Raw genomic sequence first — 13928 nt, 5'->3', positions numbered from 1 at the left:
CGGTCAACGTACCGACCGGGTGACGGTGAACTTCTTGTTCTTCCCCGCCACCTCGGTCGGCCCGACTGCATTGGACAGCGCCTGCCGGTACCCGAGATGGGTGTTGTAGACCGTCCACATCTCGCCGCCGGGGCGCAGCACCCGCCCCGCCGCCGCGAACAGTTTCTCCGCGCTGCCCGTGTGCAGCGACGCGCCCTCGTGAAACGGGGGGTTGCACACCACCAGATCGACCGACGAAGAGGGCAGCGTCGACATGGCGTCGTCGCGGAACACATCGATGACGACACCGTTCGCCGACGCCGTGGCCCGCGCAGACGCCACTGCCGCGGCCGATCTGTCGGTGGCCATGACACGCGCGGTGTCGTGGGTCCGGGCGAGCAGACACGCGAGAATCCCGGTACCGCAACCGAGGTCGACGACGACGGATGCATCCGGCTTCATGCGAGCGGCGAACGATCCCAGGAATCTCGTCCCGATGTCCAACTTGGCGCCCGCGAACACCGCACCGTGCGCGAGAACGGTGAGATCAATGTCACCGATGAACTCGCTGACCGGATAGGACAACGCCAACGGTCGGATCGGGCGCGAGGCGCTCAGCACGCGTGCCTTCTGCCGCCCACGACCTGCGCTGACAGATTCGAACGACGCGCCCAACACCGCATTCATCGCCGGAGTCATGTGCTTGTCTCGACCGCCCGCGTAGACCTGCACCTCGGGTGCGGCGAAGCGGGCGATCGTCTCGGCGATTTCAGTGAGCTCGGCCAGGCTGCGGGGCAGCTGCATCAGCACCACATCGACACCGTCCAGAAGGTCTTCGCCGAGGTCGTGATGGCTGAAGACACCTGCCAGCCCTGCATCTGCGGCGTTGCGCGCGAGCGCGAGCTCGCCCGTAACGGAGTCCTGGTGCACCCGAATGCCCGTGATGCCGTGCCGTGCCGCGACACCGAGCGTCAGCGCACCGTAACGGTCGTTGATGACCGCAATCGTGCGGTCGACCAATTCGGCGCCTCGCTCGGCCACGGTGTCGAGCACCAGCCGATCCGCCGCATCGACGGCGAACAAATTCGGGGCCTCGGCATCGGGATAGCGGCGTATTCCACCAAGGACGGTTTCTGCATCGAGCACGGCGTCAGTGTTGCACCCCGGCAGATTGCGTTTCAAACACGTTGATCTTCGATAATTTTGCAGGCGACCGCTGCGCGCGTCCGGGTGGCGTTTTCTTCGAACGGAGAGCATGCTCGTGGGATGGAACCATCCAAGAAGAACGAGGCTTTGTTCAGCCACGTCGACGATACCTCTGCCGATTCACCCGCGGAAAACAAGAAGCCTGCCGTGTACACAGCCCTCTTCAGCGGCGAAAACACTTCAGGCCAGATAGCGTAGAAAGTCCAGCGCCCTGTCCGCGTGGACGTGCGCGCGCTCGCTCGTCACCTTCAGTCGCACCACTCGATGTCGGTCGATGACGAAGGTAGTCCGCTTCACCGAAAGCAGTCTTCTGACAATCCCCCGCTTCGCCGCATGCGATCTGCGCCTCTCCAGATCACGGCGACGCCGGAATCTCGTCATCCAGTTACCCCGGCGCACACCGAACTGTTCCGCGACCGTTGCGTCCGAGTCCGAAAGCAACGGGTAGTCGAAGGCGCGCTGCATTGCGAAATGGCTTTGCCTGTCTGCGGTGTCGGTGCTAATCCCGACGCGCTGAGCACCCAAGGCCGCGAAGGATGCCCCCAGATCACGAAAGTGACAAGCCTGGGCCGTGCAGACCGGACTCGAGGCGGCGGGATAGAAGAACAGAACCACGGGGCCACCGGCCACCATGTCACCGAGCGACCGGATGTTCCCTTCGTGATCCGGAAGTCGAAAATCCGGCGCGATATCGCCAGTACGCATGGTGGACAGGGTACGCGTCAGGCTCTCGCGTCCAGCAATACTGCGTTCAATGCGCTGACCGAGTCACCGTCGAACCCGAGTGCGTCGAGATATCCGTCGAACGACCCGTACATCGAGTCCACAGTCTCGAAGCCCCTGCGGTAGTACTCCTCGGTGACGCCGAGTACGGCATCGGACAGCTCCACGGGAGCCCCGTCCGCGCCTCTTTCCCAGACGGCTTGCACATGCGCACGTAGCGGTTCGATCGCGTCGTTGCTGGCCAGATAATCGGCCAGCACGTCCTCCTCGGTGACGCCGACCGCCCGCAGAATGGTCGCGACGGTCCACCCGGCTCGGTCCTTGCCCGCTGCACAGTGCACCAGCGCGGGCCCGTCGCCGCGGGCCAGGGCAGAGGCAACGCCGTTGATCGCACGCTTGGCGCCGTCGAGCGACGGAAACGAGGTGTACGCGCGCATCATGTATTGCCTCTGCGCCTGCTCGACGGACACGTCGACCTCGTGCGGGGCATGTGTGCGCCGGCGATCGTCGAACGGCAGGTTGTGCACGGCGACGCCGTGCGGGACTCGATCTCGACCGCTTCGTTCGATCTCAGGCGCGCCGCGCAGGTCGAACACGCGAACGATCCCCAACCGCGTCAGTTCGGCGCCGCCGGCGTCGTCGAGACGACTGAGCTCGGACGAGCGGTACAGGACGCCGCCACGAACGGCCCGACCGTCGACCGTGCGTGCGCCACCGACATCACGAAAATTCCAAGCCCCGGACAACCGAAACTGACCGACCGGCGAATCCGAAACGGGGACATAGCTCTCTGGCATGACCCGACAGTAACGAACCTCCCGCCGAACGGGCGGGCGATAGTCTGCGTCAATGAATGCACGGCACGAGTTCGATGTCATCGTCGTGGGCGGCGGCATCGCGGGTGTGTCGATCGCCTGTGAACTGTCGCGGGATCGGGCAGTGTGCTTGCTCGAACAGGAGGCGGCTCTCGCCTTCCACACGACGGGGCGTTCGGCGGCACTATTCCTCGAGACGTACGGAAACGCTCCGATTCGGGCACTGACCTCGGCTAGTCGGCAGTTCCTCACCGATCCGCCCGAGTTCTGGGACAGCGCATTGCTCTCACCCCGCTCGCTGCTGCAGTTCGCGGTACGCGGACGTGGCGACGCGCTCGAATCCCTCTTCCACCAGGTACACGAATTGGCGCCGAGCGCTCAGCTCGTCTCACCCACGGAGGCCCACACACTGTTTCCGCTGCTGCGGGCCGAGCACATCGACGCTGCGTTGTTCGATCCCGAGGCCATGGAGGTCGACGTGCACGCACTCCATCAGGGGTATGTGCGGGGCCTGCGGGCTCGTGGTGGATTCGTCGTCACCTCCGGCGGCGTCGTAGCGCTCGAGCGCCTCGGTGAGGTATGGCAGGTGACGTCCTCGGACGGTTCGATACGTCGGGCGCCGGTTGTGGTGAACGCTGCCGGTGCGTGGGCGGATTCGGTTGCCGACCTCGCCGGTGCTGCGCGTGTGGGGTTGCAGCCCTTGCGGCGCACCATCTTCATGCTCGGCCTGCCCGAGGGGGTCGATATGGCACGGCTCCCGACGCTCAGCGACATCGACGAGTCGTTCTATCTCAAGCCCGAGGGCAACCAGATGTTGTGTTCGCCTGCGGACGAGACGCCGACCGAGCCCTGTGATGCGCGTCCGGACGATCTGGAGATCGCGCGAGCGCTGGACGCCATCGGTGAGGCAACGACGCTGACCTCCCGACATGTTCGTTCCTCGTGGGCCGGCCTTCGCAGCTTCGTCGCGGACCGGACGCCGGTGGTCGGGTTCGACGCAACCGTCGAGGGATTCTTCTGGTGCGCAGGTCAGGGCGGCTACGGAATTCAGACGTGTGCGGCCCTCGCTCGTGTCGGCGCTGCACTCGTGCGCGGCGAGCCGGTACCCCAGGACGTTCTGGCCCGCGGCCTGGCCGTAGACGATCTTTCTCCGGCGCGTCGATGATGTGGTCCACTTTCGTGGCAATCTGAACCGATGACCGATTTCGACAGAACCGACGCCCGCCTGTTGCTGGCTCTGTGCGAGCGACCACGTGCCACCGGGGTGGAACTGGCAAACATCCTGGGGATGTCCCGCAACACCGTGCAGGCTCGGTTGACGCGGTGGGAAGAGAAGGACACTCTCACCCCCATCGACCATCGGGTTCGCCCGCGCAGCCTCGGCTATGCACTTCAGGCTTTCGTCACCACGCGAGTGGATCAGCACAAGCTCTCCGAGGTCACCGATCATCTGCGGACGATTCCGGAGGTGTTGGAGGTGTTCGGGTTGTCCGGCGCCTCGGACATGCACATCCGCATCGCGGCGGTCGACGCCGACGATCTCTATCGCGTCGCCGGTCTGATTCTCAAGATCCCCGGGGTCGAGCGGACCAACATGTCCATCGCGATGAGCGAGCTCATTCCGTACCGAACGACACCGCTGCTCGACCGGGCCGCGGGCGCCAGATCGAAGTGACTCTCGCGCAGCTCCCCCGGTTGGGGTGTGAAGGATCGGCGCCGCCCCCGACGCGGCGCCGATCTTGTTCGAACGGTAGCCGATTGCGTCCGCAAGGCCGCATACGATGAAACCGATGGCAAGCGACTTTCCGGCAGCGACGAGCGAAGCAAGTCAACGACGCGTGGCCGATCTGGCTGCCGAGGATGCAGGCGGTCTGCCCACCGAGCTGCTCGGTGACTTCCTCGACGTGCTGTCCTCTGCCGTGTCCGACGGGAGACCGCTGACGCGTCGGCAACTGCGCACGCTGCGCACCCACGGGGGCGCTGCAGCGAGACAGGGCGTAGCTCTACGCGCTCTCCTCGACCTCTACTTGTCATCCGCGTGGCGACTGTGGCGGACGCTGCCCGCGGTCGTGGGCGCCGAGCAGGACCCGAGCGCGGTGGTGATGGCCGGCGAGGTCATGCTCCACGCCGTCGACGACGCTGTGGCCGAACTCGCCGAAGGCTTTCAGCTCGCGAAACGCACCGTCGTGCGAGCCGAGGTGTCCGCTCGACGCGAGTTCGTCGACGATCTGCTCTCCGGCAGCGCGGACGTAGCCGGGGTGCTGGGCCGCGCCGAGAGCTTCGGCATCGACCTCACCGGGCCCCACGCCGTCGTGGTGGTCGACGCCACCACGCCGTTCACCGACGGTGCAACCGTGCTCGCCGAGGTCGAGCGCGCCGTCCAGGGCACAAAGGGGGACTCCGACGTCCTGGTCGCCAGCAAGGAGGGCCGACTGGTGGTGGTGTTCGCGGCACCGGACAACCGCGCCGTGGAATTCGTCATCGCCGCCGTTCGCGATGCAGTCGTATCCGACCACGACGCAAGCGGTAGGTGGCGGCGGATCGGCGTCGGACGCACCGGCCCGAACGTTGCCGGCGTCGCATCCTCGTACCGTGAGGCGCTCGACTCGTTGGATCTGGCCACGAAGCTCGAACTGGAGGCCCGCGTGGTCGATGCGCGCGAATTGCTCGTCTACCGCGTTCTGCTCGATGACCGGAGCGCGATCATCGACCTGGTAGAGACGGTTCTTGCACCGCTGACTACAGCCCGCGGGGGCGCCGAGCCGCTCCTTGCCACTCTCCTGGCGTATTTCGCATCCGGCGGAAACTCGGCGTCGACGGCTCGCTCGATGCATCTTTCAGTTCGCGCGGTGACCTACCGTCTCGCCCGCGTCGCCGAATTGACCGGCCACGACGTCACCGATCCGAGCGAGCGTTTCACTCTGCAGACCGCTGTCTACGCGGCGCGTCTTCTCGACTGGCCCCAGTCGAGACACCAGCTTGCTTGATTACGGCAACAAACCACCATCAAAGGTGTCCAAGTTCCGACGATGACTGCCGCAATCAGAACAGGCACACTTGTAAGAACGCGGCCGAACTACTGCCGTATCACGGCCACCGAAAGAAGGAGCACCAGAAGATGGACTCCACGATCTCGACCAGTAAGGACACCCGCCGATGAACGTCGTCCCGCTATGGGCGTGGGCGGCGTTCGCCGCCACCATCGTCATTCTTCTCGCCATCGACCTGCTCGCGCACCGCGGGGCGCACATCATCGGCTTCAAAGAAGCGGCATGGTGGAGCGCTCTATGGGTCGGCGTCGCCATCATCTTCGGCGGAGTCGTCTTCGCTACGCTCGGTACGACGGCCGGTGTCGAATACACAACGGCCTGGTTGCTCGAGAAGAGTCTGTCCGTCGACAACCTCTTCGTGTTCGCCTTGATCTTCGGCTACTTCAAGGTGCCGCGCGAGTATCAGCACCGCGTGCTGTTCTTCGGCGTTATCGGCGCGCTGGTCTTCCGAGGGATTTTCCTTGCCGCGGGCGTGGCCATCGTCAGCAAGTTCGCCGCCGTTCTCTTCGTCTTCGCCGCAATTCTGCTCTACAGCGCGTGGAAGTTGATGAAGGACGAGGACGATTCGTACGATCCGAGCACCTCGATTGCGGTCCGTTTGCTCCGCAAGATCATTCCGGTTCGCGACGAGTACGACGGGACGAAGTTCTTCGTCAAGGAAGCCGGCAAGCGCGTCGCGACCCCGCTGCTCGCGGTCGTGGTCGCGATCGAGGCGGCAGACCTCGTCTTCGCCGTCGACAGCGTGCCCGCAGTGCTGGCCGTCAGCGACGACCCGTTCATCGTCTACTCGTCGAACGCCTTTGCCATCCTCGGTCTTCGCGCGCTGTACTTCCTGCTTTCGGGTCTTCTCGACAAGTTCCACTACCTGTCCAAGGGCCTTGCCATCATCCTCGGGTTCATCGGCGTCAAGCTGATCCTGCAGGCCGGCCACAAGGTCATCAGCACCTCCATCCCGGAGATCCCATCGCTGGTCAGTCTCGCGGTGATCGTGATCGTGCTTGCCGGCTCGATAGTTCTGAGCCTGAAGCGGCCACAGAAGGAAGAACTCGAAGAAGTCGCCGCCGACGCGGACGTCCCGGGTGCGACGAAGGACCCAGAACAGAAATGATGTCTACTACCCGGGGTGTTTCGTAGACGAGCACCCCGGGTAGCCCCCGACCATGACCAATTCGAATTCGTACACAGTTCCCGGATTGAGCAACGATCAAGGCGCACGGGTCGCTGCCCTGCTGCAGGACCGCTTGAACGCGTACAACGATCTGCACCTGACCCTCAAGCACATCCACTGGAATGTCGTGGGCCCCAACTTCATCTCCGTACACGAGATGCTCGACCCACAGGTCGAGACGGTGCGAGGGTTCGCCGACGAGGTGGCCGAGCGCATCGCCACCTTGGGTTCGTCAGCGAAGGGCACTCCCGGAACGATCGTCGACGGACGTTCCTGGGACGACTACTCCATCGGCCGCGCCACTGCAATCGAGCATCTGGGCGCCTTGGACCTCGTCTATGCCGGCGTCATCGGTGACACTCGCAAGGCCATTGCCGAGATCGGCGACATCGATCCCGTCACCGAGGATCTGCTCATCGGTCAGAGCGGGCAGTTGGAGCTCTTCCACTGGTTCGTCCGAGCACACCTCGAGAACTCAGGCGGACAGTTGTCCACCTCCGGCGCTTCGAGCGAGAAGGCCGCTGCAAAAGCAGCAAACTGATTCGCCGAGCAGTCGATGACCGCCCACCCAGGGCGATCGTAGGCTGAGGTGTTTGAACGTTTCCGCCGCAGGGTAGCCCTAATTGTCCGACTCTCCACCCGGAGCGTCGGACTGAACTTCCGTCAAGCCGTCAGCGTCCACACGTGGCCACTGTCGGCGTGCAGTTGCAACCGCTCGACAGTGGAAGAGCGGTTGCCTCGGCCAGCGGCATCGAATCGAAAGTAGGCACAACAGTGATCATCCTGGGAATCATCCTCGCCCTGATCGGCTATTTCGCGTCGATCAGCATTCTGACCACGATCGGCATCATCCTCGTGGTCGTCGGAGCCGTCCTGACCATCCTCGGCGCCACAGGCAATGCAATCGGTGGCCGCAAGACCTTCTATTGATCTACACGCAGTAACCAGTGAAAGCTCCGCACCGTGTTCGAAGGTGCGGAGCTTTTTCTCTCGTGGGCCTACACCGACGAGGTCACTCACATCCGAACGGCGGCGTGGTCGAGTTCACGCGGACGACCTCACCGCTGACAGCAGCGCAGCGCGCAGCGTCCAGCACTTCGAGGGTGTGAATGACCTGCGCACCCGGAACGGGCTGAGGCAAGTCACCGCTGGCAGCCGCCGCGAATTCACTGTAGAAGCTCTGGTAGCTGCCCTGTTCGGAGGGAACCTTTTCCACGCCGTGGACCGAGCGCAGTGTTCCCCATCGCTCTTCCAGCTCGTATCCCCATTCGGCCGGATTCTCGCTGGGGCGACGTCCCGCGAACACTGCACCCGCCTGGACGTCGGTGCCGTCCGAGTAGTAGCTGCCATCGATGCCGTAGACACGCAGTTGCCGGGCCTGAAAGTGGTTCGCTTTGGTCGCAGAGACAGTCGAGTGCACGCCGCTGTCGTGGTCGATGTCGATAACGAATGCACTGTCGGTTCGGTCGTCTCCCTTCCCGCGCCAATCCATCCGCGCATACACCGATGCGGCTGGGCCGAAAAGCCATAGGACCTGGTCGACGAGGTGGGCGCCGAGATCTCGCAGCAGGCCACCGGCGGGTCCGTAATCCAGGGTCGACGGCTCGTCGAGGTCGAATCGCGACTCGATCCGCCATACCCGTCCGAGTCGGCCGCTGTCGAGCACCGCCTTCAACGTCCTGATGTCGGCGTCCCACCGTCGATTCTGGAAGACGCTGAGCATCAGCCCGGCGCGCTCTGCGGCGCGTACCAGTTCGACTCCGCCCGCAGGGTCGGGAGCGAACGGCTTGTCGGCCACAACGTGCACACCGCGCGAGAGGGCTTCGAGGACGAGTTCGCGTCTCGTCGCCGGCGGCGTCGTAATGGTGACGGCGTCGACTCCTGCGTCGAGCAGTTCCCCCAGGCTCGAGTAGACGGGCGTTCCTGGCGCGTCGAGCTCGACCTGCGCGGCGCGTTCGGCCGACCGAGTGACGATCCCTGCCAGTTCGATCCCGTTCGCGGCCTGGACGAACGGGGTGTGAAAGTACCGCCCACCCATTCCGTAACCAACCACACCCAAACGCATAGCGACCCCTAACTTTGTAAAGACATTCGCACACATTACACGGGGATTATCGCGCGTTCGAGTGTTCCATTCGGTCGTCGAATATGGGGTTGCAGCCAGCAACCATGTGTTTCAATCGGCTACCGGTACGGACACAAGGGGTAATGATGGCCACCGCTGCGAGATCGTCAGTGAATTCGTCCACGGAGCACTACGAGTGGGGTTTGGCTCTGATGTCCTCACTGGCAGTGAGCGGCATCGTCAAGAAGGTGATCGCACTTGCCACGCTGAGCATGGCCGTCGTGGTGACGCTCGAGATGGCGTTCGGATACGGCGCAACCACGCCGATCGCAATCGCGGTGCAGTGGACGTCGATGATCGCGGCCTACATCATGGGGTTGTTCTGGCTCTTCGGGCCCTGGCCGACGCTCACCGAAGCGTTCGCGTTCGTCGTGATCGCGAACATCGCAATTTTCGGGGCCACGTTCGTCGCGGACTTCCCACCTGAGATCACCCTGGCGAAGACAGCATTCTTCATCGAGATCGGCATGTTCGTCGGGTTCTTCTTCGAACGCTGGATGCTCGCGTTCCACATCGTCTTCTGTATCGCTGCTACGACATTCATCGCGGCATACGTGGTCGTGTTCGAAGACGTCGCAGTACTGCAGGCGGTCGTGGTGTGGTCCCCGGTCGTCGTTTCGATCGGCGGTTTCGTGCTGCTGCTGCACTTCGCCGCGCGGTCCATGCGCCTCGAGTTCGAGTAATACCGGGCGAGGCCCGGCCCCTACCGCAAAACCAACTCGGCATTCTCGACGGACTCGACGGCAGCCCGCCATGAAGCCGAGTCTGCCACGAGTCGTCGTTACCGCTTCGTGATTTCCGTTATCCACTCGTTACCCATCGGGCATCGGCAAAGAAACTTCGCTGAGCGAAGCTTCTGTTGGCAGGAGAATTCGATCCCACAGTGGACTGACCGAACGGACGAGTGTGATGACTCTGGCCGGCGCTGTGTCCGCGTGAGAGTCCGCGTGCAGTGTGCGAACTCGGGTGACCGAACGAGTCGGTGCCCATGACCACCGCACACACGCCCGCAGTCGAGCTCGAATCACGCGGCAGCCAGCGACACCGATTCGATCTGTTGTCCGATGCGTTGGTCGTCGACACCAAGTCTCTCGTCGACAGTCCGGCCCAAACGCTCTGTTCGGTCGAAAACGCTCGCGAGCAGCAGCGGGTGGTGGCCGTCGACTCCGTGGGTATACGTCCGGATTCGTTGTCACTGCTTCCCCTGATCGAACCGGACATCATCGTCCTTGCGCCAGAGTTGGCGAACGACGCGCCGACCACCGCGGCAGCGCATGCGCTGCACGTCCTTGCAGCACAGGCCGAACGCACGGGCGCCGTCATCGTTGCCAGCGGTATCGACACCGAGATGCATCGGAGAAGAGCGCTGGCAATGGGAGCCACTTTCGGTATCGGCGAGTTGTACTCACCGGCCGAGGCCGACAGCACGAAACAACACCGGGATCCGGTCGCAGCCGGGCTTCCGCCCACGTGGAGCACCCCGCCCGCCGAGGCTGCATCTCCCTTCGACATCACATCTGCCGAACACCTCGCCACCTCGAGTACCAAGAGGCTACTGATCGAGATGAGCACGCACATCGAATGCCAGGCCGCTCTCTCGGGCCCGGACACCCTGACACTCGGCACCTTTCAGCATGCGCGTCAGTTCGGTCCCACCACGCGTCGGCGATGGCGGGCGATGGCAGCGCGAATCGCCTACACCGGTGTGTACGGCGTCGACATGCGCGGGATGACCGATCCCGGCATCACGCACTCGGACCTCGACCCGACCGACCCGCTGATCGAGGAATGGAACATCGTGGTGCTCGGGCAGTTCTACTGCTGCGTGCTGTCGGCCCGCGATCTGCGCATCGGGCGTTGCGAGTCCGATCGCCGATTCGACTACGTCGTCTCACATGACCGCGGGACCGTCATCCGATGCGCGCGTGCGATTCTCTCTCGGTTCGACGGGTAGCGCGCCTCACCAGGACAACCACGGTTCCTCGGAGGCAACGGTCAGACCCACGTCTGCTGACGTGCGAAATGCCGCGCTGTTCCACCGACGTTGGAACCGGTGGCCGATGGAGGGCTGGCTCGCCGCCTTCGAGGCCCGAGGGTTGATCGAGCGATTCCCGTCGGGTGAGATACGACGCTTGGAATCGGGCGAAGCATGAACTCCGCAACGGCGGGTATGCCTGATGGAACGTACGGATACACGAACGATGAACACGGGAAGATAACGATGATCAGCACAGGCACCGTTGCCAGCCGACCGCCCACCCTCATCCGGTCGTGGGCACCCGACCTCGACACCGACCGCCTCTACGCGATCTTGAAACTGCGCGTGGAGGTGTTCGTCGTCGAGCAGGCGTACTTCTACCCGGAGCTCGACGGATTCGATCTGTTGCCTCGCACCAGGCACTTCTGGCTCGAACGTGACGGCGAGGTCATCGGGACGGTCCGGCTGCTGGAGGAGAACGTGGGCGGCGAGAAAGAATTCCGGCTCGGTCACCTGTGCACGCGCCGCTCCGAACGTGGACTCGGACACACCACACGACTGCTGCAGGCCGCCCTGGCCGACGTCGGGGAGGCGCGATGCCGAATCGACTCACCGAGCTATCTCGTCGAGATGTACACCCGACACGGCTTCGCCCGCGATGGCGACGAGCGTATCGACAACGGCGTACCGCTGAACCCCCTGGTCCGGGACGTGCGCGCCTGACAGGCGAGGTGGGACGGTCAGCGATTCGACCCGAGACGAGCCGTGCCCACAAGTGTGCGTCGGCACCGAACTGGGTAGGTAGGGTCGATGACCGCAGCGAAGACCACCGCCGACAGCACCTCCACCGCGAGTACGTCTACATCCGTGCCGTATCCGCTCGGCGTCTCGCTGCGGCCCGATGGGAAGGCCGATGTCGCCGTCTACTCCGAAACGGCCGATTCGGTCACGGTAGTCATCGTGGACGAGTCGAACAACGAGATCTCCAGCACCGCTCTCGGTAGCAGGACCGGACACGTCTTCCACGGGTTCGTCGACGGCCTGGGCCACGGAACCCGGTACGGCTTGCGCGTCGACGGGCCCTGGGATCCGCAGGAAGGTCTGCGGCACAACGTCGACAAGCTTCTGCTCGACCCCTATGCGCGGGCGGTCGCCGGTTCGGTCGAGTGGGACGAGGCCGTCTTCTCTCACCATCACGAGGAGCCCGCAACACTCAACGAGGTCGACTCCGCTCCGTTCATGCCTGTGTCGGTGGTCTCGCACTCGGACTTCGACTGGGGCTCCGATACTCCGCCCCGGATCCCACTCGATGCCAGCGTCGTCTACGAGGTGCACGTCAAGGGCTTCACTGCGCGGCATCCCGATGTCGACGAGTCACTCCGCGGCACCTACGCCGGTCTGGCCCATCCCGCAGCGATCGCGGCTCTCGTAGACCTCGGAGTCACGGCGGTCGAGTTGCTCCCCGTTCATCAGTTCGTGCAGGACTCTCATCTCCTCGAGGACGGCCGCCGAAACTACTGGGGGTACAACTCCATCGGCTTCTTCGCGCCCCACAACGAGTACAGCAGTGCGGGCGACGAGGGGGGCCAGGTCGACGAGTTCAAGACGATGGTCAAAGCACTTCACGAGGCGGGCATCGAAGTCGTACTCGACGTGGTCTACAACCACACCGCAGAGGGCAATCACCTCGGGCCCACGTTGTCGCTGAAGGGAATTGACAATCGGTCCTACTACCGGCTGGTCGATTCCGATCGCAGTTCGTACTTCGACACCACAGGTACCGGAAACAGTCTCAACGTGGGGCATCCCGCCGCGCTCGTGTTGATCATGGATTCGCTGCGCTACTGGGTCACCGAGATGCATGTCGACGGTTTCCGGTTCGATCTGGCGAGTACGTTGACCCGTCAGGACTCGGCTCTGGACATGCACAGCGCCTTCCTCAGCCTCGTGCATCAGGACCCCACTCTCGCATCGGTGAAGCTCATCGCGGAACCCTGGGATACGCACGGGTATCAGGTCGGCGGGTTCCCCGCCAGGTGGTCGGAGTGGAACGGCAAGTTCCGCGACGACGTCCGCGACTTCTGGCGCGGGGTGGAGGGCTCGCTCGGTGCGTTGGCCCAACGCATCACCGGTAGCCCCGACGTGTACGAGGACACTCGTCGTCCGACGCTCGCGAGTGTGAACTTCGTGACAGCGCACGATGGATTCACGCTGGCCGACCTCAACAGCTACGACGACAAACACAACGATGCCAACGGTGAGGACAACACGGACGGTGAATCCGACAACCGGTCCTGGGGTTGCGGAGCCGAAGGACCGACCGAGGACGAGGGCATCCGCGCCCTGCGCGCTCGTCAACAACGCAATCATCTTGCCACCCTGCTGCTCTCGGCCGGCGTGCCGATGATTCTCGGCGGGGACGAGATCGGACGGACCCAGAACGGCAACAACAACGCCTACTGCCAGGACAACGAGCTGTCCTGGTTCGACTGGGCCGGCGCCGATCGCGATCTGCAGCAGTTCACCACCGATTTGATCCGTCTTCGCAGGGACCATCCCGCGCTACGACCGATCTGGTTCCGGCACGCGAGCGAGTCCGACGAGAAGACCTACGTCGACTTCCACCGAGCCGACGGCCAACAGTTCGGCGAGGAGGACTGGGCCGACGATTCCGCGCTGTCCATGTTGGTGGCCATGGCATCCGAGGGAGACGATGCCGTGTTCGCGTGGCTGGTCAATGCCTCCTCCTCGCCGGTGGAGTTCACGCTACCGACCGGGAACTGGAAGCAGAGCCTCTCCAGCGACCCAGATCAGGCGTACGAGTCCGCGGGCCCGAACATTCTGATTCGCGAGCACTCGTTCACGCTGTTGATGCGCTGAAGAG

14 protein-coding genes are annotated in these 13928 nt (G+C 63.9%); 10 read left to right on the top strand and 4 right to left on the bottom strand.

All coding sequences use genetic code 11. The features are described from left to right. Window positions 1-3: 3 nt before the first annotated feature. From J1M86_RS09110 to J1M86_RS09100, 3 genes are all read right to left on the bottom strand, one after another. Window positions 4-1125: a methyltransferase gene (locus J1M86_RS09110; protein WP_307786577.1), complete on the bottom strand. Its 1122-nt coding sequence runs from the start codon at window positions 1123-1125 to the stop codon at window positions 4-6. Between the two features lie 240 nt (window positions 1126-1365). Continuing rightward, the gene (locus J1M86_RS09105) at window positions 1366-1890 is read right to left on the bottom strand and encodes a peroxiredoxin (protein ID WP_075839688.1); all 525 of its coding nucleotides are present in this window, start codon (window positions 1888-1890) and stop codon (window positions 1366-1368) included. A 17-nt stretch (window positions 1891-1907) separates the two neighbouring features. Next, window positions 1908-2705, bottom strand: a complete 798-nt coding sequence (locus J1M86_RS09100) for a tyrosine-protein phosphatase (protein WP_075839687.1) — start codon at window positions 2703-2705, stop codon at window positions 1908-1910. A 52-nt stretch (window positions 2706-2757) separates the two neighbouring features. Between J1M86_RS09100 and J1M86_RS09095 the strand changes: the two genes are divergently transcribed. The 6 genes from J1M86_RS09095 to J1M86_RS26290 all read left to right on the top strand — a co-directional run bounded on the left by J1M86_RS09095 (window position 2758) and on the right by J1M86_RS26290 (window position 7871). Beyond that, complete coding sequence (locus J1M86_RS09095) at window positions 2758-3888, top strand: FAD-binding oxidoreductase (RefSeq protein WP_206509597.1); 1131 nt, start codon at window positions 2758-2760, stop codon at window positions 3886-3888. Window positions 3889-3918: 30 nt separating this feature from the next. After that, window positions 3919-4398 (top strand): Lrp/AsnC family transcriptional regulator, encoded by a 480-nt coding sequence (locus tag J1M86_RS09090; RefSeq protein ID WP_075839686.1) that lies wholly within the window; start codon window positions 3919-3921, stop codon window positions 4396-4398. A 115-nt stretch (window positions 4399-4513) separates the two neighbouring features. Beyond that, window positions 4514-5710, top strand: coding sequence for a CdaR family transcriptional regulator (locus tag J1M86_RS09085; RefSeq protein WP_206509596.1), 1197 nt, complete (start codon window positions 4514-4516; stop codon window positions 5708-5710). A gap of 169 nt (window positions 5711-5879) precedes the next feature. Continuing rightward, window positions 5880-6881 (top strand): TerC family protein, encoded by a 1002-nt coding sequence (locus J1M86_RS09080; RefSeq protein WP_075839685.1) that lies wholly within the window; start codon window positions 5880-5882, stop codon window positions 6879-6881. A 52-nt stretch (window positions 6882-6933) separates the two neighbouring features. Next, complete coding sequence (locus J1M86_RS09075; protein ID WP_206509595.1) at window positions 6934-7482, top strand: Dps family protein; 549 nt, start codon at window positions 6934-6936, stop codon at window positions 7480-7482. Window positions 7483-7715: 233 nt separating this feature from the next. Next, on the top strand, window positions 7716-7871 hold the full coding sequence (locus J1M86_RS26290) for a DUF6131 family protein (protein ID WP_230555501.1): 156 nt from the start codon (window positions 7716-7718) through the stop codon (window positions 7869-7871). A gap of 82 nt (window positions 7872-7953) precedes the next feature. On the opposite strand, the gene J1M86_RS09065 is transcribed toward J1M86_RS26290, so the two are convergent. Next, a complete protein-coding gene (locus J1M86_RS09065; protein ID WP_206509594.1) occupies window positions 7954-9006 on the bottom strand; it encodes a Gfo/Idh/MocA family oxidoreductase in 1053 nt (350 codons plus the stop codon). A 170-nt stretch (window positions 9007-9176) separates the two neighbouring features. Here J1M86_RS09065 and J1M86_RS09060 point away from each other — a divergent pair, with 170 nt between their 5' ends. From J1M86_RS09060 to glgX, 4 genes are all read left to right on the top strand, one after another. Next, window positions 9177-9749 carry a giguanylate cyclase gene (locus J1M86_RS09060; RefSeq protein WP_230555321.1) on the top strand — a complete coding sequence of 191 codons (573 nt, stop codon included), beginning with the start codon at window positions 9177-9179 and terminating at the stop codon, window positions 9747-9749. A gap of 305 nt (window positions 9750-10054) precedes the next feature. Beyond that, window positions 10055-11020 (top strand): DICT sensory domain-containing protein, encoded by a 966-nt coding sequence (locus J1M86_RS09055; RefSeq protein ID WP_206509593.1) that lies wholly within the window; start codon window positions 10055-10057, stop codon window positions 11018-11020. A gap of 267 nt (window positions 11021-11287) precedes the next feature. Next, window positions 11288-11767, top strand: a complete 480-nt coding sequence (locus J1M86_RS09050) for a GNAT family N-acetyltransferase (protein ID WP_206509592.1) — start codon at window positions 11288-11290, stop codon at window positions 11765-11767. Window positions 11768-11854: 87 nt separating this feature from the next. Beyond that, window positions 11855-13924 (top strand): glycogen debranching protein GlgX, encoded by a 2070-nt coding sequence (gene glgX / locus J1M86_RS09045; RefSeq protein ID WP_206509591.1) that lies wholly within the window; start codon window positions 11855-11857, stop codon window positions 13922-13924. Window positions 13925-13928 lie beyond the last annotated feature (4 nt).

The sequence above is a fragment of the Rhodococcus sp. KRD197 genome (assembly GCF_017168235.1).
Taxonomy (GTDB): Bacteria; Actinomycetota; Actinomycetes; order Mycobacteriales; family Mycobacteriaceae; genus Rhodococcoides.
The sequence above is the reverse complement of the archived record's forward strand: the minus strand, read 5'-3'. Positions and strand labels throughout refer to the sequence as shown.

Bases quoted from the DNA above. Each gene is read 5' to 3' on its own strand.
- J1M86_RS09105 (WP_075839688.1), bottom strand. From the start codon at position 1,890: ATGCGTACTGGCGATATCGCGCCGGATTTTCGACTTCCGGATCACGAA.
- J1M86_RS09100 (WP_075839687.1), bottom strand. From the start codon at position 2,705: ATGCCAGAGAGCTATGTCCCCGTTTCGGATTCGCCGGTCGGTCAGTTT.
- J1M86_RS09095 (WP_206509597.1), top strand. From the start codon at position 2,758: ATGAATGCACGGCACGAGTTCGATGTCATCGTCGTGGGCGGCGGCATC.
- J1M86_RS09090 (WP_075839686.1), top strand. From the start codon at position 3,919: ATGACCGATTTCGACAGAACCGACGCCCGCCTGTTGCTGGCTCTGTGC.
- J1M86_RS09085 (WP_206509596.1), top strand. From the start codon at position 4,514: ATGGCAAGCGACTTTCCGGCAGCGACGAGCGAAGCAAGTCAACGACGC.
- J1M86_RS09080 (WP_075839685.1), top strand. From the start codon at position 5,880: ATGAACGTCGTCCCGCTATGGGCGTGGGCGGCGTTCGCCGCCACCATC.
- J1M86_RS09075 (WP_206509595.1), top strand. From the start codon at position 6,934: ATGACCAATTCGAATTCGTACACAGTTCCCGGATTGAGCAACGATCAA.
- J1M86_RS09065 (WP_206509594.1), bottom strand. From the start codon at position 9,006: ATGCGTTTGGGTGTGGTTGGTTACGGAATGGGTGGGCGGTACTTTCAC.
- J1M86_RS09055 (WP_206509593.1), top strand. From the start codon at position 10,055: ATGACCACCGCACACACGCCCGCAGTCGAGCTCGAATCACGCGGCAGC.
- J1M86_RS09050 (WP_206509592.1), top strand. From the start codon at position 11,288: ATGATCAGCACAGGCACCGTTGCCAGCCGACCGCCCACCCTCATCCGG.
- glgX (WP_206509591.1), top strand. From the start codon at position 11,855: ATGACCGCAGCGAAGACCACCGCCGACAGCACCTCCACCGCGAGTACG.